Genomic DNA, 19514 nt, shown 5'->3' on the forward strand with positions numbered 1-19514 from the left:
GGCGGTGGGTGGGCAAAGGTTCGGGGGTCCAGGGGGCGAAGCCCCCTGGCAGACCGTGCCTACAGGAACGCCAAGTTCACGATCCAGAACGAGCATGCCGCGACCACCGCGGCCGCCGGCATCGTGATGAACCAGCCCAGCACGATGTTCTTGGCGACCCCCCACCGCACGGCGTTCACCCGCTTCGTCGCCCCGACACCCATGATCGCCGAGGTGATGACGTGCGTGGTCGACACCGGCGCCTTGAAGAGGTAGGCCGTGGTGAACATGATCGCCGCGCCCGTCGTCTCCGCCGCGAACCCCTGCGGAGGATCCAGCTCGATGATCTTCCGCCCCAGCGTCCGCATGATCCGCCACCCACCCGCGTACGTCCCCAGCGACAGCATCAGCGCGCAGACGATCTTCACCCACACCGGAATCGGATCGCCGTAGGTCGAATGCCCGGAGATCACCAGGGCCATCACCACGACCCCCATGGTCTTCTGCGCGTCCTGGAGGCCGTGGCCGAGCGCCATGCCGGCAGCGGAGACGGTCTGCGCGATACGGAAACCGCGCTTCGCCTTGTGCGGATTGGCCCGCCGGAAGATCCACATGATCGCGGTCATCACCAGATAACCGCCGACCAGACCCACGACCGGCGACACGAACATCGGCACGATGACCTTGTCGACGACACCGCTCCAGAGGACATCGGTGCCGCCCGCGAGCGCCGCCCCCACCAGCCCACCGAACAACGCGTGCGACGACGACGACGGCAACCCGAAGTACCAGGTGACCAGGTTCCAGACGATCGCACCGATCAGTGCGGCGAAGAGAATCCCCATCCCCTTCGACCCCTGGGGCGTCTCGATCAGCCCCTCACTCACCGTCTTGGCGACCCCGGAACCGAGAAAAGCGCCCGCGAGGTTCATCACCGCGGCCATCGCCAGCGCCGCCCGCGGCGTCAGCGCCCGGGTCGACACGGACGTGGCGATCGCGTTCGCGGAGTCGTGGAAACCGTTCGTGTACGTGAAGAAGAGCGCGACCAGAATGGTCACGACCAGAGCGAAGGTGTCCATGAAGAGGTCAGGACTCCTTGACGGCGATGGTCTCCACCGTGTTCGCCACGTGCTCGAACGCGTCCGCCGCCTCCTCCAGCACATCCACGATCTGCTTGAGCTTGAGCACCTCGATGGCGTCGTACTTGCCGTTGAAGAGCTGCGCCAGCAGCTTGCGGTGGATCTGGTCGGCCTGGTTCTCCAGCCGGTTGACCTCGATCCAGTACTCGGTGAGGTTGTCCATCGTGCGCAGGTTCGGCATGGCCTCCGCGGTCAGCTCCGCCGCCCGCGCCAGCACCTCGATCTGCTGCTCGACGCCCTTGGGCAGTTCCTCCACGTTGTAGAGGACGACCAGGTCGACGGCCTCCTCCATGAAGTCCATGATGTCGTCGAGGCAGGAGGCGAGGTTGTAGATGTCCTCGCGGTCGAAGGGCGTGATGAAGGAGGAGTTCAACTGGTGGAAGATCGCGTGCGTGGCATCGTCACCGGCGTGTTCAGCGGCCCGCATACGCTCTGCGATCTCGGCCCGGCCGGCGGTGTCCGCCCCGAGCAGTTCCATGAGGAGTTTCGAGCCCGTGACGATGTTGTCCGCGGATGCGGCGAACATGTCGTAGAAGCTCGTCTCCCTGGGGGTCAGACGAAAGCGCACAAGGGGTCCTAGGTTGCATCGGTTTCGGTCAGGGTGATGCTAAGTGCATCATCCGGCCACGGCTAATGGGCCGCCCACCAGTGTCGCCCATCAGGCAGAGTGATCAGCACGGGGGCGGTACGGGGGCGGTACAAGGCGTCGACCAAGGGCCCTATACCCAGCAAAGTTCGTTACGATATACCCACTAGGGGTATATGTCTGGAGGACGCTATGGACGCGATGACGACCACCGAGGCCGGCGCGGCGGCAGCGCCCTCCGAAGCGGCCGGCGAGCCGGTGACGCACGGTTACCACAAGCAGAAGGACGAGCACCTCAAGCGCCTGCGCCGGATCGAGGGCCAGATCCGCGGCCTGCAGCGCATGGTCGACGAGGACGTCTACTGCATCGACATACTCACCCAGGTGTCCGCCTCCACGAAGGCCCTGCAGTCGTTCGCGCTGCAGCTCCTGGAGGAACACCTGCGGCACTGCGTCGCCGACGCGGCGGTCAGGGGCGGCGAGGAGATCGACGCCAAGGTCGACGAGGCGACAAAGGCGATCGCCCGACTCCTGCGCACCTAGGACCTGTTGACCTGGGACCTGTTCGAGGCGTCCCGCTCCTCCGCCACCTTCAGCACCTCGTCGATGCTCTCCAGGCTGAGCCGCTCCTCGGCGGCCGAGGCCGCGATGATCAGGTCTCCGCACAGCTCGATCTCGGCGAGGGCCACGTGGTCCTGAACTGCCGTACCGCCGACCGGAGCCACGTGCATCACCTCTTCTCTGCCGTCACCGACTTCCTAGAGTAGGGAGCGGTCTACACAACGCGCATGGCACGGACGGGCTAGTCCTCACCCCGCCGCACACCGATCGATTCAGGTCACTTCTCGGCGATCTGCCCGGCATAGATGTCCTTCGACGCCGGAAGCCGTACGTCCACGGCGGCCCCGAAGTCGTACAGCAAGGTCGTCGAGGCGACCGCCACGGCGCTGCGGCGCTGCCCGTTGACGAAGCTGAAGCGCTGCCGGACCTTGCGGACGCGCCCCTGGTCGTCGAGGTAGACGTCGAAGGGCACCCGGGCGGTGGCGAACCCTTTCGCCGCCGACCGCAGAGCCGCCTCGTTCCCCGCCGAAGCGCTCCGCGCGGCGACGGAGAGATCGGCGACCCCCCGATAGTGACGCACGGAGGCCCCGGCCACCTCCGTCTTCCCCAGATACGTCGCCGTGGTCGCCCCCCGCAGCACCTCGGCGGCGGCGTACGGGTCGGTGGCCCCGCCGGTCACCAGGTTCCCGTCGGACAGCGTCCCGGTCTCGACCCGTACCCATTTGTCGGCGGGCACCCCGGCACCCCGGTTCTTCATGAACAGGGCGCCCGGCGCGAGGAGTTCGGTGATCGGCCGGTGCTCGCTGGCACCGGCGGGATCCTGCGGGAGCTGCACCTTGAGCCGGCCGAGCTGCCGGCCGAAGTCGTAGACGCCCTCGCCGCGGATGGTCACCCGGGTTCCGCCGGTGGCCATCTCCATGGACGTCCGGGCCTGCGAACTCCCCGCCGCCACCAGGGTGTCGGCCGCGCGCCGCACCACCGCGAGCGTGCCCGCGGCGCCTCGCGCGTCGGCCATGGCGGTCCCGTCGCCGCTGCTGCACCCGCCGGCCCCCGCACAGACCCCGATCACGAGTCCCGCCGCGACGACCGCCCCACCGGTACGCCCCCGCTGCTGCCGCTCCATAGCTGCCGTACCCCCGGTACGTCGTCACGGGCCCCTGTCGTTCCGCTTAACGACGGGTAGGTGGCCCCGTCACGCGGCGTCGGGGCCGTACAACAGCTCTACGACTACCGCGCGACCGCCATACGAGTCCTTTACCCGGCCTCGGTAACGTGGTCGGAGTGGCGCAGCAGGACGCCCTAGAGGCTCCCCCCGGACATCCCGAACATCACACGACGACGGTCGAGCAGGGTCCCTTCTGCTTCGCCCGCTGTGTGTGCGGCTGGCGTGGTCCGGCGAGACGGGCGAGAAGCCAGGCCAGGACGGACGGGTCGGGGCACGCCGCTGTTCCGAACCCGTGACATGGCCACCGCGAACTTCTGCGGCCCGGAGCGCATCTCATTCCACGAAACCCCACAGGAGGCGAAATGGAACGGCGTTCGTTCATAGGCGGCGGCGCGGCCGCGATCGCGGCGGTCGCGACGGCCGCGTGCAGCGGCAGGACCCTCGGCGGCGGTGACACGTCCGCCTCGGCGTCCGACGCCTCCGCTTCCGCTTCGACGAGCACGACGGGACTGCGCACCACCAGCGCCGCCGCGGCAGCCAACTGGGCCGCCCTGGCCCGCGAACTGGACGGCACCCTGGTCCGCCCCGGCGACGCCTCCTGGAAGACGGCCCACCAGCTCTACAACACCCGCTTCGACAACCTGAAGCCGGCCGCGGTGGCGTATGTCGCGAACCCCGACGACATCCGCTCCGTCCTCTCCTACGCCCGCGCCCACAGCCTCCGTGTCGCGATCCGCAACGGCGGCCACTCCTACGCCGGCTGGTCCTCCGGCGACGGCCGGCTCATCCTCGACGTGTCGAAGCTGAACAAGATCCGGGCGAGCGGCTCGACCGCGGTCGTCGGCGCCGGCGCCAAGCTCATCGACGTGTACCGGGGCCTCGCCGCGAAGGGCGTGACGATCCCCGCCGGCTCCTGCCCGACGGTCGGCGTCTCCGGCCTCACCCTCGGCGGCGGCCACGGCGTGGTCTCCCGGGCGTACGGCCTGACCTGCGACAGCCTCACCCAGGCCACGCTGATCACCGCGGACGGCAAGCAGGTGGTCGCCAACGCGAGCCAGAACAAGGACCTGTTCTGGGCGCTGCGCGGCGCGGGCAACGGCAACTTCGGCGTCGTAACGGAGCTCCAGTTCAGGACGCACGCCGCGCCCCAGGCCGTATCGGCGTATCTGACCTGGCCGTCGTCGAGGGCGGCGGCCGTGGTGAAGGCCTGGCAGGAGTGGGGCCCGGACCAGCCCGACGAGATCTGGTCGTCCTGCCACCTGGAGAGTTCCGGCGGCACCCCGTCCGTCTCCGTCGCCGCCTTCTCGATCGGCACCTACGGCGAACTCCAGAACGCGGTCGACAGGCTGGCCCACCTGGTCGGCGCGAACGCGTCGAGCGTCTCCCTGAAGCGGCACTCGTACGAGGAGTCGATGGAGGCCTACGCGGGCTGCTCCTCCTTCGCGACGGACGCCCAGTGCCATCTGCCGGGCTCGACCCCGGGCCGCTCGCCGCAGGGCGCGCTCGGCCGGGAGACCTACGCGGCCCGCTCCGACTTCTTCGACCGCTCGATTTCGGCCACCGGCATCCAGACGCTGCTGAACCAGATGAAGTCGGTCCGGGGCGGCGCGGGCAGTGTCGCGCTGACGGCCCTGGGCGGCGCGGTCAACCGGGTCTCCCCCACGGCGACGGCCTTCGTCCACCGCCGCTCCCGGATGCTGGCCCAGTACATAGTGTCCTGGGGCTCCGGTTCGTCCGGTACGACGGCCCAGTCCTGGCTGACGACGGCCCACAACGCGATGAAGCCGTACGCCTCCGGCGCGGCCTACCAGAACTACACGGACCCGACCCTCACCAACTGGCGCAAGGCGTACTACGGCGACGCGGCCGGCCGCCTGACGACGGTGAAGAAGCAGTACGACCCGGGTCGGTTCTTCACTTACCCGCAGGGCCTGTAGGGCGTGCGGAGCTCGCCGGACCTGGCGCTCACGCCGCCAGGTCCCGTTCCTCCGTGCCCGAGGTCTCCGTCCGCGCCCCCGGGATCATCGCGTCCCGCCCCACCCGCCGCACACCGGCGGACCGGACCACCCAAGCCCCCCACCTGGAGGCCTCGACGGCCTTCAGCACCGGGGTGAGCAGGGCCATGGCGACCGGCGAGAGGAGCAGCGCGACAGCCGTGCCGAGCGCAAAACCGCCGATCACGTCGGTCGGGTAGTGCACGCCCATGTAGACCCGGCAGAACCCTTCGAACAGCGCGAGCGCGATCCCGACCAGACCGAACCGCCGGTTGGCGACGAACAGGGCGACGCCCATCGCCATGGTGATCGTGGCGTGGTCGCTCACGAAGGAGAAGTCGGTCTTCCCGGAGACGAGGACATCGAGCCCGGTGTGGTCACGGAAGGGCCGGGGCCGCTCCACGAAACCGCGTATGGGTACGTTCACGAGGACGGCGAGCGACGCGGCCAGCGGCGCCCAGACCAGCCCCGCGACGGAGGCGGCGGCGTCCTCGCCCCCGCGCCTGCGCACGGACCACCAGCAGCACACCACCAGCAGCACCATCGCGACCAGGAGTCCGTACTCACCGACGAACTCCATGACCCGGTCGAACCAGTGCGGTGCGTCCTTGGCGAGTCCATTGATGTCGTAGAGCAGATCGACGTCGGGGTTCGACCCGGATTCGGCGAGTACAGCCATGGTGCTGCGGCTCCTTCGTCGTAGTTCCGGGCGCACCTCGCGTGCGCATTACTGAACAGGAACGCACGGCCTCGGTTAATACGTTCCACACTCCACCGAATGATCACTCAGACGTTATCGAAGAGAGACTCATCGCCGCAGCTCAGGGGGTGGGTTCACGCTCGGTTCACACCGTCGTGGGGAGTGCTTTCGCGCCATCTTCGGTGACCCGGGTGGCGCCGAAGTAATCGGGGGTGTCAATGGGGTCGAACCGGATCACAGCACCCGTCCGGGGTGCGTCGATCATGTACCCGCCGCCGACATAAATCCCCACATGCCGGATGGCCCGGGAATTGGTCAGGTCGTCCGAGAAGAACACCAGATCTCCCGGCAGCAATTCGGCCCGCTGCGGATGCGGTCCCGCGTTGTACTGATCGTTCGCAACGCGCGGCAGCGTGATCCCGGCACTTTCGTACGCGGCCTTGGTCAGCCCCGAGCAGTCGAAGCGCCCGCCCTGGTCTGCGGTGCCGTTGCCGCCCCACAGATAGGGGGTGCCGAGCTTCTGCTGGGCGTAGTTGATGGCGGTGGCGGCCTGCGCGGAGGGATCGACCCGGGTGACGGGCGCGGCGAAGCTCTGCGCGAGCGTCGTGATCGTCTTCACGTAGTTCTTGGTCTCCGAGTACGGCGGCACGCCCCCGTACTTGATGACCGCGTACGCCCCCGCGTTGTACGAGGCGAGCATGTTCTGGGTCTGGTTGCCCGGCACGTCCTTCACATACGAGGCCAGCTCGCAGTCGTAGGTCGCGGCCGACGGGATCGCGTCGTTCGGATCCCATACGTTGCGTACGCCGTCGCCGTTGCCGTCGATGCCGTGCGTGGCCCAGGTCCCCGGGATGAACTGCGCTATCCCCTCGGCCTTCGCCGGGCTCTTCGCGTTCGGGTTGAACCCGCTCTCCTGGTAGAGCTGGGCGGCGAGCAGCGCGGGGTTGAGGGAGGAGCAGAGGTTGCCCCACTTCTGGACGAGCGCCGCGTAGGCGGTCGGCACCGAGCCCTTGGCGAGCGCGATGCTCCCGCCACCGGCTCCGCCCACGAGGTTCCCGGCGACGAGGTAGACCCCGACGACGAGCAGCATCACAAAGCTGAGCCCCAGCCCGACCGCGACCCCACCGGCCACCCATACTTTTCGCACGGCTCAACCCTCCCCCATAACCGGCCGGTTCAAGGCACGTTTGACCGCGCGCCCGCGGAGTCGGCCATTATTTCGGCTTGTTCGACGCGGTGACCGGCAAAAACGCGGACGGTGGCACAAACACCGCCACGGGTGGGAGAACCAGACACCCCGTCAGGCGCGCAGCGCCTCCAGTACGACGACGCGCAGTTCCGCGTAGCGCTCGGCGAGGTCGGCGCGCCGGCTGAGGACGTCGGAGATGTGCTGCATGCCGAAGAACGCGGAGACGATGACGCGGGCGGCACCCCGCGGAGTGACGCCGGACCGCAGTTCGCCGGCCTTCTCGATCTCCTCGACGAGGCCGACGAGGTAGTTCTCCCAGCCGACGTACGGCTCGGGCAGATCTGCGTCGATCAGGGACTGTTCGATCTGGAGCCGAGCACCGGACTGCACCACGATCTCGTCGCGGAACGCCTGGGCCACCCGGTCCAGGAGCGCCACGAGGGCCTCGTACGGGGGCAGTCCGCGGGCCGCGACCTCTTCCAGGAGGACCGGCCAGCGGGCGTAGTGCTCCTGGACCACGGCGACGGCGAGCGCCTCCTTGTTCTTGTAGTGGAAGTACACCGCCCCCTTCGTCATCTCCGCCCGCTCGGCGACGTCCTGGAGCGTCACGGTGGCGTAGCCGCGCTCCGCGAAGAGTTCGGCCGCCATCTGCAGGATGTGGGCCCGTGTACGCCGTGCGCGCTCCTGTTTCGGCTCCGTCCGGGTGTCTGGCATGGCCCCTCCGTCTTCCTGTGCCGACGATCTCCCTTGCAATATACATTCTCGAAGGTATATTTCTTCACGCCGGGGGGCGAACGAGCCGAACAAGCCCCCTGCGCGCATGCATTCAAGCCTTGGGGGGAAACAGGCATGTCTGTCATCACACTGCGGTCCGCGTCGCCCGTGGAGGACGTCCGGGCGGGACTCACCTTCGATCGCACGGTGCCGCGCCAACTGGTCCACCGCGCGTCCGTCACCGAGGTCTTCCTCACCGACGGGGCGCAGGTCGCGGCCGACCGCTTCCTGGTCGGCGCCCAGTGGCCGCGCCAGCACGCGTTCCACCACCCCGACGAGTCCGGCCACATCGACTTCATGCTGCTGGCCGAGACGCTCCGTCAGGCGGGCATCTTCCTGATCCACCGCTTCTACGACGTTCCGCTGAACCACCATTTCGTCTTCAAGTCGCTCGACCTGCGCGTCGACGACCCCGCCGCGCTGCGCGTCCGCGCCACCCCGCTCGGCGCGGTCCTGGACGTGACCGTCACGGCCACCGCCCCGGGCTCCCGCCGCTTCGACGCCCGCCTCGACATCACCGTCGAGGTCGACGGCCGCCCGTGCGCGTACGGCTCCCTCGCGGTGGTGGTGGTCGACGCGCGCCGCTACGAGCTGCTGCGCAACCGCGGCCGGGAACTGGACCTGGACGCGAGCCCTTCCACGCCCGCCGCCCCGCCGTCCCCGGCAACGACACCCGTCATCGCCGGCCGCCGCCACACCGACGTACTGCTGCGCACCACCGCCGATCCGGCCGACTGGCTGCTGCACATCGACCTCCACCACCCCGGCTACTTCGAGCACCCCTCGGACCACGTGCCCGGCATGATGCTGCTGGAGGCCTTCCGGCAGGCGGGCCACCTCACGGCCGGCCCCGGGTTCCGACTCGCCTCGCTGCGGAGCCGGTTCATGTCCTTCGGTGAGCTGTGCCGGCCGGTCCTGATCCGGGCCGCCGCCGGTCCCGCCGGCCTCCTCGGTCTGAGCGCCGTACAGGGCGAGCGCACGCTGGCCCAGGGCGAAGCCGTCTTCAACCACGCCTGAACCAGGGAGACTTCCATGGAACTCCAGCGTCTGCGCGCCTTCCGCGAGGTGGCCCGCGAGCTGAGCTTCACGCGGGCGGCCCAGAACCTGCACTACTCCCAGCCCAGCGTCACGGCCCAGATCAAGAGCCTGGAGGAGACCGTCGGCGCACCGCTCTTCGTGCGCCGCGGCAACCGCTCCGTCGAACTCACCCCGGCGGGCGCCAGGTTGCTGCCGTACGCCGACCGGATCCTCGAACTGGTCGAGGCCGCTCAGCTGGAGATCCATCTGGAGATCCACAGCGAACTCCCCACCGGACTCCACGGCGCCGCGGCCAACTCCCGGCTCCTGACCCGCCATTGACGGCGGGCCCGCCTCCGAATCCACGAAGGTTTCCCACCCCATGACGACGACCGACCCCGTCAGAGCCGCGTTCTTCGACGTCGACGAGACCCTCATCACCGGCAAGAGCATGCTGGGCCTCCTCACCCTGCACTGGACCCGCGAGGGCCGCGCCCCCGCCCATCTCACCGCGGCCCGCGCCGCCCTCGGCCACCGGATCCGCTCGGGCACTCCCCGCGAGGAGGTCAACCGCGCCTACTACCGCCTGCTGCGCGGTACCCGCGAGGCCGACCTGGCGGAGAGCGGCCGCCTCTGGTTCGTCCAGGAACGCGCCCGCGGACTCTTCCACCCACCCGTCCGGGAGGCCCTACGGCGCCATGTGCGCGCCGGGGACCTCACGGTGCTGCTCTCCGGCTCCTTCGCCGCCTGCCTGAGCCCGATCGCGCACGCCGTCGGCAGCGACCTCCTGGCCTGCTCCACCCCCGAGATCGTCGACGGCACCCTGACCGGCGAACTCACCGACCGCCCCATGATCGGCCAGGCCAAGGCCGACGAGGCACGTCGCGTCATGACGGCCTTCGGCCTCCGCCCCGAGCACTGCCACGCGTACGGCGACCACGCCAGCGACCTGCCACTGCTCACCGGCGTCGGCAACCCGGTCGTGGTCGGCGGCGACCCCACCCTGACGGCCCGGGCCGAGCGGGAGGGCTGGGCACGGCTGCCGGGTCCGGCGATGAACGGCCTGCTGCGCACGGCGGCCTGAGCCACCGCGCCCGTGCCTCCGGACCTCCGAGGGCGGGCCCGGGTCGGTGACCTGTGCCGTCCCGCCGCCCGCCCTCACAGCTCCGCTGCCCCGGGCTCCGGCAGCAGCACCTCCCACATCTCCCGCACCTGTGCCACCGAGCCGCCCGTCCCCCACCGGGTGTGGTGCGTCCCCATGAGCAGCGCCAGCACCAGCCGGGCCAGGGCCTCGGGCCGGTGCTCCGTGTCGATCCGCCCGTCCGACTGAGCCTCGCCGATCAACCGCGCGAGCCGCTCCCGGAGTTCACCGATCGGCACCGCCTCCCGCCGGTCCGCCCAGGCCGCGTCCGTCACCAGCCGCAGCCCCGCGGCGAACCGCGGATCGTCGTCCATCCGTCGGGCCAGCCCGATGGTCAGCTTGCCCAGGGTCCACCCGGACGCTGCCAGCAGTTCGGCCCACTCCTTCTCGAAACCCCTGGTCAGTTCGTCGGCCAGGTCCGCCTTGGACGCGAAGTGCCCGTACAGCGCGCCCTTGGTCAGCCGGGTGCGGGCGGCGATGTCGGACAGGTTCGTCGCGGCGAAGCCATGACGGACGAACTCGGCCGCCGCCGCGTCGAGCAGTTCCTCGTATGTGCGGCGCGCTCTGTCCTGCTTCACCTCGTCCGTCCCCACTCTCGATCAGTGCACCAGCCAAGCAAATACATCCGCAACAGAAAATACCTTCTCGATCGAATTTTTTACCAGCCGGTTCATCAGGATCGGCCGGATCTGCACAGAAAGGCCTGACCATGACGACCACGACCACGAGCACGGCCACCGCCCTCCCCACCCCGACGCTCGCCCCCAGCACGTTGACCGCGCCGGCCGCCCGGCACGCCCGAGCCACCGAGGAGGCCGCCCGTCTGCACCCGGACGTCGTCGCCGCCCTCCCCGCCGCCGGATTCGCCCGCCACTTCGTGCCGCGCCGGTGGGGCGGCCGGGCCGGTGGCTTCACGGAACTCGTGCACGCGGTGGCCGCCGTGGGCGAGGCCTGCGCGTCCACCGCCTGGTGCTGCGCCCTGCTGGCCGGCCACGCCCGGCTCGCCGCCCATCTGCCCGAGCGGGCCCAGGCGGAACTGTGGGCCGACTCCCCCGACACGGCGATGGCGGCGGCCGTGGTCCCGCCGTCCGGCCGGCTCACCCCGGCGCCCGGCGGATGGCGCCTCACCGGCCGTTGGCAGTGGGCGAGCGGCGTCGAGCACGCCGACTGGATCCTGCTCGCCACCCTTGAGGACCAGCCGGCCGGCCCACCGGCCTACCGCGTACTCCTGCTGCCGCACCGGGACATCCGCGTCCACCGCACCTGGGACAGCGTCGGTCTGCGCGGCACCGGCAGCCACACCGTCACGGCCGACGACGTCTTCGTACCGGAACACCGCTCCTGCCTGCGGGACGCCCTGATGACGGGCGTAACGGAGGCGGACGCGGCGCCCTGCCACCGCGTGCCGTACACCCTGGTCGCCCCGCTGCTGTTCTGCGCGCCCGCGCTCGGGGCGGCCCGGGGCGCGCTCGACGCCTGGACGGCGCTCACCCGGGAGCGCGGCGCGTCCGCCGGCGCCCAACTGACCCTGGCCCGCTGCTCGGCCGAGATCGACGCGGGCGCGCTGCTGCTGGAGACCGCGGCACAGCGGGCGGACCGGGCGGCGCTCACCCCGCCGGCCGCCTTCGAACCGGAGACGGTGGCCCGCAACCAGCGCGACGCGTCCGTCGCCGCCGATCTGCTGACGGGTGCGGTGGAGCGGCTGTTCCGCACGGCGGGCGTGCGGGCGCTGGCCCAGGACAGTCCGCTCCAGCGAGCCTGGCGCGACATCCACGCGGTGGCCGGCCACGCGACGCTGCAGCCGGGTCCGGCGGCGGAGGCGTACGCGGCGACGGTGTTCTCGCAGGAAGCGGGCTGAGCGAGAACGGCTTCATCAGGGATCCCGATAATATTTGATACCTTCGCGAAGGTTTTGTTTCATGGAGTCATGACCGAATCCACCAGCACCAGTCCCGCCTCCGGGGAGGGCGCCGCGTCGCCCCTCCCCGGACGCCACGGGGCGAGCAGGACACCGCTGGCCGACGCCGTGCTCGCGGTGGCCCGCAGAGACATCGCCTCCTTCCACGCCCTCCCGCTGTCGCACGGCCGGTCGATCCGCGACTCCCGGATCCGCGCCTCGTACGAGGCGCTGTTCGGCGCGGCCCAGCTCGCCGCCGACGTGTCCTACAGCGGCACGATGCTCGACTCCTTCTTCCGCCCGCGCGGCCCGCTCCGCGCGGCCCAGCGGCTCGCGGCGGACGGCTTCGGCGCCGACGCGACGTTCTTCCTGTCGTCCGGCACCAGCACCGCCAACCGGGTCGCACTGACCGCGCTGGCCCGCCCCGGCAGCCGGGTGCTCGCCGACCGCAGCTGCCACCAGTCCGTGCACTTCGCCCTCGGCGCGCTCGGAGTGGACGTCACCTACGCGCCGATGCAGCGGTGCTGCGACGGCTGCCCCCGGACCTTCGGCGACCTGCCCCGGCTGCTGGAGACCTTCCGTACGGCGGTGGCGGAGGGCCGCCCGTACGACACGGTCGTCCTGTCGGCGGTGTCCTACGACGGGGTCCGCTACGACCTGCCGACGGTCCTCGCCGAACTGGCCGCCGCGCACCCCGCGGTGTCCGTCCTGGTCGACGAGGCCTGGGGCGCCGTACACCGCTTCCACCCCCAACTACGGCCGCTGACCGCGCTGCACGCGGTGGAGACGCTGCGCCGGAGCGATCCGTCGCTGCCGCTGACCGTGGCGGTGACGCACTCGGCGCACAAGTCGATGTCGGCGCTGCGGCAGGGCTCGTACCTGCATCTGATCGGCGACGGCGAGGCACAGGAGCGCACCGCGCAGGCGCTGTTCCAGCACCACACCACCTCGCCCAGCTGGCCGGTGCTGGCCAGTCTGGACCTGGCCCGGCTCCAGGCGGAGACCGAGGGCGAGCAGTTGCTGGACCGGTCCCTGAACCTGGCCCGCACCCTGCGCGCCGAACTCGCCACCGACCCGCGCCTGTCGGGGTACCGCGCGCTGGGCCCGGAGGGCCATCTCACCGACCCCGGGCTGCTGGTGAGCGACGACCCGACCCGGGTGCTGGTCGACATCAGCGCGCTCGGCATCACCGCCGCGGACTTCCGGCGGATGCTCTTCGACGAGTACGCCCTCTATGTGGCCCGGGAGAGCGGCGACGCCGTGCTCTTCCACGTCCACATCGGCGTCGACGAGGCCACCCTGCTACGGCTGCTGGACGCCCTGCGCACCATCCAGCGCACCTACCGGACAGCCTCCGAGGCCCTCGCACAGGGCACCTCCGACCACTTCATCATCGCCTACCCGCCGGGCATCCCGATCACCGTGCCGGGTGAGCGGCTGTGCGACCGCACCCTCGACCGGATCGGCGCGCTGCGCTCCAGCGGCTGCGAGATCTACACGTTGCAGCAGCCGGGCGCGTCGACGGCGACCTCCGCCGCGGCATCCACCGCGACCTTCGGTGTTCCCTCGGGGCCGCCCCTCCCCGCGCTCCCCGATGCCCGAACTGCCCCTGCTGTCCCCCCTGTTGTTGCCGCTGTTCCCGCCGGAAGGAAGTGACCGTAATGATCAAGCTCTCCGATATCCGCAAGCACGCCGGGCGGCGCCCCGGACACATCGCCGTGGTCGACGGCGAGGTCCGGCTGACCTGGGCCAATCTCGCCGACAAGGTGGCCCGGGCGGCGACCGCGATCGAGCAGCGGCTGCCGGACATACGGCCGGCCCGTGCCGTCTTCGTCGCCGAGAACGGCTGGGAGCTGGTCGTCGCCATGGCGGCGGTCTCCTCCCTCGGCATCCCGTGCGTCGGCCTCGACTACACCGCCGGGCCACAGGCCACGGCCGGCGCGCTGGACCAGCTCCGGCCGACGGTCGTGATCAGCACCGCCGCACAGCGGTCGCTGCTGACGGAGGTCGGCTGGCCCGGGGAGCGCGACGTCCTGGACATCCGCCTCGACAGCGAGCCGCCGAAGGGCGCACCCGGAGTCTCCCTCACCGAACTCCTGCTGACCGAGCCCGGCGAACCCCGGCCGGTGGAGCAGCCGTTCGAGGCGTTCTCCTTCACCTCCGGCACCAGCGGCATCCCCAAACTGGTGATCCGCCGCGCCTCCTTCGAGGCACGCCGGTTCGCCGACCTGGTCGACCAGTACTCCTTCGACGAGGACGACGTCCACCTGGTGACCGTCCCGCTCTACCACGCGTCCGGCCCCGGCTGGGCCCGGATCTTCCTCTCCCTCGGCGGCACGGTCGTACTCGGCCCCTACGACGACACGGCGGCCCTGGTCCAACTCATCCAGGACGAGGGCGTGTCGACCACGCTGATGGTGCCGCCGGTCCTCACCCGCGTCGTCGCCCACCCGGCCTCCGAACACCTCCACAAGACCTCGCGGCTGCACTTCGTGCTCTCCGGCGGACGTCACCTCAACCGCTGGGTCGTCAACAACGCCTGGGACCGCCTCGGCCCGGTCCTCCACCTCTACTACGGCACCACCGAGACCGGCGTGAACGTCATGATCGGCCCCGAGGAACTCCATGTGGCGCCCTGCCGTTCCGGCCGCCCGATGCCCGGCAACACCATCGCCGTACTGGACCCGGACGACCGTCCCGTGCCCAAGGGCGCCCGCGGCCGGGTCGCGATAGCCAGCTACCAGCTCATGGACACGTACGCCACCGCCGAGCCGGAGTTCCTCACCCTCGACTACGGCGGCCGCACCCAGCGGTTCCTGCTGACCGGCGACAGCGGCTTCATCGACGAGGCCGGCCGGCTCGAACTCACCGGCCGCAACGACGGCGTCTCCAAGGCCGCCCAGGGCAAGCCGCTCGACGTCAACATCTTCGGCCTGGAGAACGACCTCATGGACCTGCCCTGCGTCCGCGAGACCTCCGTCCTGCGCACCAGGCTCCCCGAGACCGGTGAGGAGGCCCTGGTCGTGCCGTTCGCCCCGGTCGCCCCCGAGCGCCTGGCGAGTGGCCGGCGCGCGGTCGAGGCCGCGTGCGCCCGGCGCGTGCCCTGCCTGCCCGCGTACGTGATCCCGGTCGAGGCGATCCCGTACAGCCCGACCGGGAAGGTGCGGGCGGCGCGGCTGCTGGAGATGGTCCTGCCGCTCGTGCGAGCGGAGGCGGCGGCACGGCGCCTGTCGTCGGACCTCATCCCCGCGTAACCCCCAACTCCCGTACCCCTCCGTCCCGTTCCGCCCCTCCCCCCACTCCAACAGGAAGAGTCATGACGACCGATCAGAAGAGTTACTACAGCCGAGGTGTGCTCCTCTGCCTCCTCGCCACCGTGTCCTGGGGAGCGATGTTCCCCCTCATGGACGTGACCCTGAAGCACATCGACCCGTTCACCTTCACCTGCATGCGCTACGCCATCGCGGGCGCGATGTTCCTGCTGTTCCTGCGGCTCCGCGAGGGCGCGGCCGGACTGAAGCTCAAGGGCGAACGCATCGGCCTGGCCTGGCTGTTCGGCACGGCGGGCTTCGCGGGCTTCCAGTTCCTGGTCTTCTTCGGCCAGGACCTCATCGGTGAACGGGGCGCCCTGAACGCCTCGATCATGATGGCGACCATGCCCATGATGGGCTTCCTGGTCAACTGGGTGCTGCGCAAGGTGGTCCCGCCGAAGGGCGCACTCGCCTTCATCGGCATGTCCTTCGTCGGCGTCATCCTGGTCGTCTCCAACGGCAGCCTGAGCACGCTCCTCGCCCACCCGTCGGACTTCGGCCCCGACGCGCTGCTGCTGTTCGCCGCGCTGTGCTGGGTGATCTACACGTCCGGCGCGACGTACTTCCCGACCTGGTCCCCCATCAAGTACACGGCGATCACCACGGTCCTCGGCCTGGCCAGCGCCACGGTCATCACCGCGGTCATCCTGGCCACCGGCGGCGTCCCGGTCCCGACCGGCCACGACGTCACCTCGATCCTGCCCGAGCTGGCCTACATGAGCGTCATCGCCGGCTTCGTGGGCGTCCTCGGCTGGAACTTCGGCAACAAGTACCTCGGCCCGCTCAACGGTGTCCTCTTCATGGACGTGGTCCCGATCACGGCGTTCATCATCTCGGCGCTGACCGGCGTGATCCCGGCGAACATGCAGATCGCCGGCGCCTCACTGACCGCCCTCGCCCTGGTCCTCAACAACCTGTACCTGCGCAAGGTCGCCAAGCGCACGGCGGCAGCAGCGAAGCCCGCGGAAACGGCCACGCCGGAGAAGCCGGCCGCGCAGGCGGCACCGGTGAGCGCGGGTCGCTGAGGCAAACAACGGAACTCGCACACGGCTGCCGTGGGGGATACACCTCGCGGCAGCCGTCGTCGTGTGTCGACGGGGGGCCGTTGGCTGACCAGCCGTGTACTTCGTGGGCGGACGAGCCGGTTCCAAGCTCGACCACCAGTCTCCCGGTCACTCGGCGGTGGCATCCCGATACAACTCCGCAGCCTCCGCCCCGAACACCACGCTGTACGAGATATCCGCCGTAGCCCCACCCTGCTCATGCCCGCCGATCACCCCGACGACCTCCTGATCCCCGTTCACCCAGGGACTGCCACTCGTGCCACCCGTGAAGGACGGGCAGTCGATGCGCTGCTGGGTGACGCTGTGGACCGTCGGCTTGTTGGTGCAGGTGATCGGCTGGTCGGTGGCGGAGGGATATCCGGTGACGGTCACCGCGGTGGCCCCGGTCGCCATCCCGGTCACGAACCGATCGGCGCCGACGACGTCCTCGATGTCCTTGCCGTCCAGCGGAGCGACCGTCGCGAAGCCGATGTCGCTGTCCTCGCCCTGCCCCTTGGCCCAGCCGTCCGGCAGGAACCGCTTCTCGATCTTCCACACCCCGTACGGCGCCCTGCCGTCGCGGTAGCCCGGCACGAACACGTCACCGGGGTCCCCGTCCAGACAGTGGGCCGCGCTCACGATGAGATCGTGCTGTGCGCTGTGCACCACGGCCGCGGTGCAGTGGTGCCCGCCGGCCAGGCTCGTGGCGTGAGCGGCCCCGAACAGCGCCCCCACCCGCACACTCTGCTTGTTCACCTCGGCCACGACGGTCACGCCGAAGGGGCCCGGCCCGTCATCGGCCGTCGCCACGGACGCGGAGGTCAGCGCGAGCGTCACCACGGTGACGAACAGCGCGTACCGCCGACTGCCCGCGAGGCGAGCGGAACGTGAGATGCGTGAGGTGCGCTTCATCAGGGCCCACTTTGTCCCACGAAGGTGAGAAAGGAGGTCGACCTTACTGAGATTTCCCTGGGAACGACTGCGACCGCGGTCGCTTCGGCGACTGGACGGCACGGCGGGGAGAGTCACCGTACAAGCGGAAGCCGTCCGTGGCGATATCGGCCTTGTTCCTGTTTTCCCGTGACTTCTCGGACTGCGAGACGACCTCGACGGCCAGCCGGCCGTCGGCACCCAGACCCGTCACGCTCTCGATCTTCTCGGCGACTTCGCGCAGATTCCCGGGTCGGGGCACGGAACGGATCCGAGGCATGGACGGTGTCGACACGGTGCCCGACCTCCATTCCTCCTGTGCCGCGCTGGCGGGTTCGGTGGGAGGTCCGACATCCCGCTCGTCGAATCCACCGTACTGTGTGGTCTCCTCACCCGCCTCCCCATCACACTCCGCACACACCGGCCCATCGCGAGCAGGCGGAGTGGGTACGAGCCATGGATGTGCAGATGGGCGTTGGTGAGCATCGGGGAAGAATGAGACCGCAGCCCCTACCACCTTCACCGCCCTACTCACCGCCCTCGACAGGAAACCCCCATGTCTGACATCCCCCCCAACCTCACCTGGGAACGCGCCGCCCCGCCGGACGCGACCGGCCCCGGCCCGTGGATCGAGATCGCCTTCGGCGAGGGGGACGACGGCGAGGCCCCGGTCTACATCCGCGAGACCGGCGACCCGGGCAACGTCGTCACCACCAACCGCCGCAAGTGGGACGCCTTCGTACTCGGCGTACAGGCAGGCGAGTTCGACCACTTCGTGGAGGGCGTGGAGGACACCGAAGGCACAGAGGGTTAGCCGGATGCACAGAAGCCGCGTCTTCGCGATCCTCATCGACACCCCCGCGCCGGAAGCCGACCGCGCCGCCGCCTTCTGGTCGGCGGCGCTCGGGGTGCCCGCCGACCCCGTACCGGGAGAGGAGCAGTTCACCACGCTGCACGACGCGATTCCTGGACTGGTGACAGCGGTTCAGGCCATCGACGATCCCAACCCGCGCTTCCATCTCGACATCGAGACGGACGACGTAGAGGCGGAGACCGCACGGCTGCTCGCCCTCGGTGCGGTGCAGGTGTCGCGGTGGCTGGAGTGCCGGGTACTGCGTGCCCCAGGTGGACACCTGATGTGCGTACTGCCCGTGCACAGCGACCCCGGCACGTTCAAGGCAGGGGCACGCGTCTGGAACGGGCCCGCGGCGCCCACGACATGACCATGAGGACCACCAGGGAGATCAGGACGAGAACGACCAGCACGCCTCAGAACCCTCAGAACCCTCAGAACGTCGTCGTCATCCCACCGTCCACCGCGATCGTCTGCCCCGTGACGAACGACGCCGCGTCGCTCGCCAGGAACACCACGATCCCGGCGATCTCCGCCGGCCGCCCCCAACGCCCCAGCGCGGTACGGCTCTTGAGCCACCGTCCCCACTCGGGGTCGCCCGCCAGCCCGGCGTTGACCTCGGTCGCGAACGCCCCCGGAGCCACCGAGTTGACCGTCGTACCGCTGGGCCCCAGGTCGGCTGCCAGCGCCCGGGTCAGCCCGTCGAGGCCGGCCTTGGCGGTGGCGTAGGCGACGTCCCCGGTGCGGCCCAACTGTCCGATGACCGAGGAGACGTTGACGATACGGCCGGGGACACCTCGCCGGGCCAGCCCTTCGGCGACGGTCTGGCTCAGCGCGTACGCCGAGGTCAGATGGACATCGAGCATGCGCGCCAGCTCGTCCGGTGTCATCTCGCCGACGCCCCGGCGATCCCGGTGGCCCACGTTGTTGACCAGGACGTCGATGTTCCCGAGCCCGCCCACCACCTCCCGCGCCGCCGCCCGCTCGGTGACGTCGAAGACGGCGGCCGTGGCATCCAGCCCGTCGCCGCGCAGCACACCCGCACTCGCCTCGGCGGCGGCCCGGTCCCGCCCGTTGACCAGCACCCGTGCACCGGCCCTGGCCAGACCCCGCGCCATCTCCAGGCCCAGCCCGCGCACGGAGCCGGTCACCAGCGCCGTACGCCCGACGAGCGTGAATTCGTCGTGGCCGCCCATCGCACCACCCCCACTGAAACACTCGTTTCAGTTACGGTA

At 70.2% G+C, this 19514-nt stretch carries 22 protein-coding genes; 12 read left to right on the forward strand and 10 right to left on the reverse strand.

Translation table 11 applies throughout. From position 1 onward, the window contains the following. Nucleotides 1-59: 59 nt before the first annotated feature. Both AB0M63_RS17090 and AB0M63_RS17095 read right to left on the reverse strand, forming a co-directional pair. Nucleotides 60-1058 (reverse strand): inorganic phosphate transporter, encoded by a 999-nt coding sequence (locus AB0M63_RS17090; protein WP_355909842.1) that lies wholly within the window; start codon nucleotides 1056-1058, stop codon nucleotides 60-62. A gap of 7 nt (nucleotides 1059-1065) precedes the next feature. Continuing rightward, the gene (locus AB0M63_RS17095; RefSeq protein WP_266770821.1) at nucleotides 1066-1686 is read right to left on the reverse strand and encodes a DUF47 family protein; all 621 of its coding nucleotides are present in this window, start codon (nucleotides 1684-1686) and stop codon (nucleotides 1066-1068) included. A 219-nt stretch (nucleotides 1687-1905) separates the two neighbouring features. Here AB0M63_RS17095 and AB0M63_RS17100 point away from each other — a divergent pair, with 219 nt between their 5' ends. Beyond that, nucleotides 1906-2247 carry a metal-sensitive transcriptional regulator gene (locus AB0M63_RS17100; RefSeq protein ID WP_355910273.1) on the forward strand — a complete coding sequence of 114 codons (342 nt, stop codon included), beginning with the start codon at nucleotides 1906-1908 and terminating at the stop codon, nucleotides 2245-2247. On the opposite strand, the gene AB0M63_RS17105 is transcribed toward AB0M63_RS17100, so the two are convergent. After that, nucleotides 2244-2435 (reverse strand): hypothetical protein, encoded by a 192-nt coding sequence (locus AB0M63_RS17105; RefSeq protein WP_355909839.1) that lies wholly within the window; start codon nucleotides 2433-2435, stop codon nucleotides 2244-2246. The genes AB0M63_RS17100 and AB0M63_RS17105 overlap by 4 nt on opposite strands. Before the next feature lie 107 nt (nucleotides 2436-2542). Then, on the reverse strand, nucleotides 2543-3388 hold the full coding sequence (locus AB0M63_RS17110) for a hypothetical protein (protein WP_366019900.1): 846 nt from the start codon (nucleotides 3386-3388) through the stop codon (nucleotides 2543-2545). Nucleotides 3389-3546: 158 nt separating this feature from the next. On the opposite strand from AB0M63_RS17110, the gene AB0M63_RS17115 reads away from it, so the two are divergent. Together AB0M63_RS17115 and AB0M63_RS17120 are read left to right on the forward strand one after the other, a co-directional pair. Then, nucleotides 3547-3726 (forward strand): hypothetical protein, encoded by a 180-nt coding sequence (locus tag AB0M63_RS17115; protein ID WP_355909834.1) that lies wholly within the window; start codon nucleotides 3547-3549, stop codon nucleotides 3724-3726. A gap of 66 nt (nucleotides 3727-3792) precedes the next feature. Beyond that, nucleotides 3793-5367 carry an FAD-binding oxidoreductase gene (locus AB0M63_RS17120; RefSeq protein WP_366019901.1) on the forward strand — a complete coding sequence of 525 codons (1575 nt, stop codon included), beginning with the start codon at nucleotides 3793-3795 and terminating at the stop codon, nucleotides 5365-5367. A gap of 28 nt (nucleotides 5368-5395) precedes the next feature. On the opposite strand, the gene AB0M63_RS17125 is transcribed toward AB0M63_RS17120, so the two are convergent. The 3 genes from AB0M63_RS17125 to AB0M63_RS17135 form a co-directional block, all read right to left on the reverse strand. Next, on the reverse strand, nucleotides 5396-6103 hold the full coding sequence (locus tag AB0M63_RS17125) for a phosphatase PAP2 family protein (protein WP_366019902.1): 708 nt from the start codon (nucleotides 6101-6103) through the stop codon (nucleotides 5396-5398). 166 nt (nucleotides 6104-6269) lie between these two features. Further along, the gene (locus tag AB0M63_RS17130) at nucleotides 6270-7214 is read right to left on the reverse strand and encodes a bifunctional lytic transglycosylase/C40 family peptidase (protein WP_355910270.1); all 945 of its coding nucleotides are present in this window, start codon (nucleotides 7212-7214) and stop codon (nucleotides 6270-6272) included. A gap of 210 nt (nucleotides 7215-7424) precedes the next feature. Next, a complete protein-coding gene (locus AB0M63_RS17135; protein ID WP_355909825.1) occupies nucleotides 7425-8027 on the reverse strand; it encodes a ScbR family autoregulator-binding transcription factor in 603 nt (200 codons plus the stop codon). A 135-nt stretch (nucleotides 8028-8162) separates the two neighbouring features. On the opposite strand from AB0M63_RS17135, the gene AB0M63_RS17140 reads away from it, so the two are divergent. From AB0M63_RS17140 to AB0M63_RS17150, 3 genes are read left to right on the forward strand one after another with little or no spacing between them, the layout of a single operon-like run. Then, the gene (locus tag AB0M63_RS17140) at nucleotides 8163-9104 is read left to right on the forward strand and encodes a ScbA/BarX family gamma-butyrolactone biosynthesis protein (protein WP_366019903.1); all 942 of its coding nucleotides are present in this window, start codon (nucleotides 8163-8165) and stop codon (nucleotides 9102-9104) included. Between the two features lie 15 nt (nucleotides 9105-9119). Next, nucleotides 9120-9446, forward strand: a complete 327-nt coding sequence (locus AB0M63_RS17145) for a LysR family transcriptional regulator (protein WP_366019904.1) — start codon at nucleotides 9120-9122, stop codon at nucleotides 9444-9446. A 40-nt stretch (nucleotides 9447-9486) separates the two neighbouring features. Further along, nucleotides 9487-10188 carry an HAD-IB family hydrolase gene (locus AB0M63_RS17150; protein ID WP_366019905.1) on the forward strand — a complete coding sequence of 234 codons (702 nt, stop codon included), beginning with the start codon at nucleotides 9487-9489 and terminating at the stop codon, nucleotides 10186-10188. Nucleotides 10189-10262: 74 nt separating this feature from the next. Here the strand turns inward: AB0M63_RS17150 and AB0M63_RS17155 are convergent, their stop codons facing one another. Beyond that, the gene (locus AB0M63_RS17155) at nucleotides 10263-10823 is read right to left on the reverse strand and encodes a TetR family transcriptional regulator (RefSeq protein WP_355909813.1); all 561 of its coding nucleotides are present in this window, start codon (nucleotides 10821-10823) and stop codon (nucleotides 10263-10265) included. A 131-nt stretch (nucleotides 10824-10954) separates the two neighbouring features. Here AB0M63_RS17155 and AB0M63_RS17160 point away from each other — a divergent pair, with 131 nt between their 5' ends. The 4 genes from AB0M63_RS17160 to AB0M63_RS17175 all read left to right on the forward strand — a co-directional run bounded on the left by AB0M63_RS17160 (nucleotide 10955) and on the right by AB0M63_RS17175 (nucleotide 16478). Then, nucleotides 10955-12103 carry a hypothetical protein gene (locus AB0M63_RS17160; RefSeq protein WP_366019906.1) on the forward strand — a complete coding sequence of 383 codons (1149 nt, stop codon included), beginning with the start codon at nucleotides 10955-10957 and terminating at the stop codon, nucleotides 12101-12103. A gap of 69 nt (nucleotides 12104-12172) precedes the next feature. After that, nucleotides 12173-13798, forward strand: a complete 1626-nt coding sequence (locus tag AB0M63_RS17165; RefSeq protein ID WP_366019907.1) for an arginine decarboxylase — start codon at nucleotides 12173-12175, stop codon at nucleotides 13796-13798. A gap of 5 nt (nucleotides 13799-13803) precedes the next feature. Continuing rightward, the gene (locus AB0M63_RS17170) at nucleotides 13804-15396 is read left to right on the forward strand and encodes a class I adenylate-forming enzyme family protein (RefSeq protein WP_355909804.1); all 1593 of its coding nucleotides are present in this window, start codon (nucleotides 13804-13806) and stop codon (nucleotides 15394-15396) included. Nucleotides 15397-15458: 62 nt separating this feature from the next. Further along, nucleotides 15459-16478 carry a DMT family transporter gene (locus AB0M63_RS17175; protein ID WP_355909801.1) on the forward strand — a complete coding sequence of 340 codons (1020 nt, stop codon included), beginning with the start codon at nucleotides 15459-15461 and terminating at the stop codon, nucleotides 16476-16478. A gap of 147 nt (nucleotides 16479-16625) precedes the next feature. On the opposite strand, the gene AB0M63_RS17180 is transcribed toward AB0M63_RS17175, so the two are convergent. Then, nucleotides 16626-17408 carry a trypsin-like peptidase domain-containing protein gene (locus AB0M63_RS17180; RefSeq protein WP_355909790.1) on the reverse strand — a complete coding sequence of 261 codons (783 nt, stop codon included), beginning with the start codon at nucleotides 17406-17408 and terminating at the stop codon, nucleotides 16626-16628. A 574-nt stretch (nucleotides 17409-17982) separates the two neighbouring features. On the opposite strand from AB0M63_RS17180, the gene AB0M63_RS17185 reads away from it, so the two are divergent. Together AB0M63_RS17185 and AB0M63_RS17190 are read left to right on the forward strand one after the other, a co-directional pair. Beyond that, nucleotides 17983-18240 (forward strand): DUF397 domain-containing protein, encoded by a 258-nt coding sequence (locus AB0M63_RS17185; RefSeq protein ID WP_366019908.1) that lies wholly within the window; start codon nucleotides 17983-17985, stop codon nucleotides 18238-18240. A 4-nt stretch (nucleotides 18241-18244) separates the two neighbouring features. Continuing rightward, complete coding sequence (locus AB0M63_RS17190) at nucleotides 18245-18649, forward strand: VOC family protein (protein WP_366019909.1); 405 nt, start codon at nucleotides 18245-18247, stop codon at nucleotides 18647-18649. Between the two features lie 64 nt (nucleotides 18650-18713). Here the strand turns inward: AB0M63_RS17190 and AB0M63_RS17195 are convergent, their stop codons facing one another. Beyond that, nucleotides 18714-19475: an SDR family oxidoreductase gene (locus AB0M63_RS17195; protein WP_366019910.1), complete on the reverse strand. Its 762-nt coding sequence runs from the start codon at nucleotides 19473-19475 to the stop codon at nucleotides 18714-18716. Nucleotides 19476-19514: the final 39 nt, after the last annotated feature.

This window comes from Streptomyces sp. NPDC051576, from assembly GCF_040681835.1.
Taxonomy (GTDB): Bacteria; Actinomycetota; Actinomycetes; order Streptomycetales; family Streptomycetaceae; genus Streptomyces.

Excerpts from the sequence above, each read along its gene's own strand:
- AB0M63_RS17090 (WP_355909842.1), bottom strand. The coding sequence starts at position 1,058 with ATGGACACCTTCGCTCTGGTCGTGACCATTCTGGTCGCGCTCTTCTTC.
- AB0M63_RS17100 (WP_355910273.1), top strand. The coding sequence starts at position 1,906 with ATGACGACCACCGAGGCCGGCGCGGCGGCAGCGCCCTCCGAAGCGGCC.
- AB0M63_RS17105 (WP_355909839.1), bottom strand. The coding sequence starts at position 2,435 with ATGCACGTGGCTCCGGTCGGCGGTACGGCAGTTCAGGACCACGTGGCC.
- AB0M63_RS17110 (WP_366019900.1), bottom strand. The coding sequence starts at position 3,388 with ATGGAGCGGCAGCAGCGGGGGCGTACCGGTGGGGCGGTCGTCGCGGCG.
- AB0M63_RS17120 (WP_366019901.1), top strand. The coding sequence starts at position 3,793 with ATGGAACGGCGTTCGTTCATAGGCGGCGGCGCGGCCGCGATCGCGGCG.
- AB0M63_RS17125 (WP_366019902.1), bottom strand. The coding sequence starts at position 6,103 with ATGGCTGTACTCGCCGAATCCGGGTCGAACCCCGACGTCGATCTGCTC.
- AB0M63_RS17130 (WP_355910270.1), bottom strand. The coding sequence starts at position 7,214 with ATGCTGCTCGTCGTCGGGGTCTACCTCGTCGCCGGGAACCTCGTGGGC.
- AB0M63_RS17135 (WP_355909825.1), bottom strand. The coding sequence starts at position 8,027 with ATGCCAGACACCCGGACGGAGCCGAAACAGGAGCGCGCACGGCGTACA.
- AB0M63_RS17140 (WP_366019903.1), top strand. The coding sequence starts at position 8,163 with ATGTCTGTCATCACACTGCGGTCCGCGTCGCCCGTGGAGGACGTCCGG.
- AB0M63_RS17145 (WP_366019904.1), top strand. The coding sequence starts at position 9,120 with ATGGAACTCCAGCGTCTGCGCGCCTTCCGCGAGGTGGCCCGCGAGCTG.
- AB0M63_RS17150 (WP_366019905.1), top strand. The coding sequence starts at position 9,487 with ATGACGACGACCGACCCCGTCAGAGCCGCGTTCTTCGACGTCGACGAG.
- AB0M63_RS17160 (WP_366019906.1), top strand. The coding sequence starts at position 10,955 with ATGACGACCACGACCACGAGCACGGCCACCGCCCTCCCCACCCCGACG.
- AB0M63_RS17165 (WP_366019907.1), top strand. The coding sequence starts at position 12,173 with ATGACCGAATCCACCAGCACCAGTCCCGCCTCCGGGGAGGGCGCCGCG.
- AB0M63_RS17170 (WP_355909804.1), top strand. The coding sequence starts at position 13,804 with ATGATCAAGCTCTCCGATATCCGCAAGCACGCCGGGCGGCGCCCCGGA.
- AB0M63_RS17175 (WP_355909801.1), top strand. The coding sequence starts at position 15,459 with ATGACGACCGATCAGAAGAGTTACTACAGCCGAGGTGTGCTCCTCTGC.
- AB0M63_RS17180 (WP_355909790.1), bottom strand. The coding sequence starts at position 17,408 with ATGAAGCGCACCTCACGCATCTCACGTTCCGCTCGCCTCGCGGGCAGT.
- AB0M63_RS17185 (WP_366019908.1), top strand. The coding sequence starts at position 17,983 with ATGTCTGACATCCCCCCCAACCTCACCTGGGAACGCGCCGCCCCGCCG.
- AB0M63_RS17190 (WP_366019909.1), top strand. The coding sequence starts at position 18,245 with ATGCACAGAAGCCGCGTCTTCGCGATCCTCATCGACACCCCCGCGCCG.
- AB0M63_RS17195 (WP_366019910.1), bottom strand. The coding sequence starts at position 19,475 with ATGGGCGGCCACGACGAATTCACGCTCGTCGGGCGTACGGCGCTGGTG.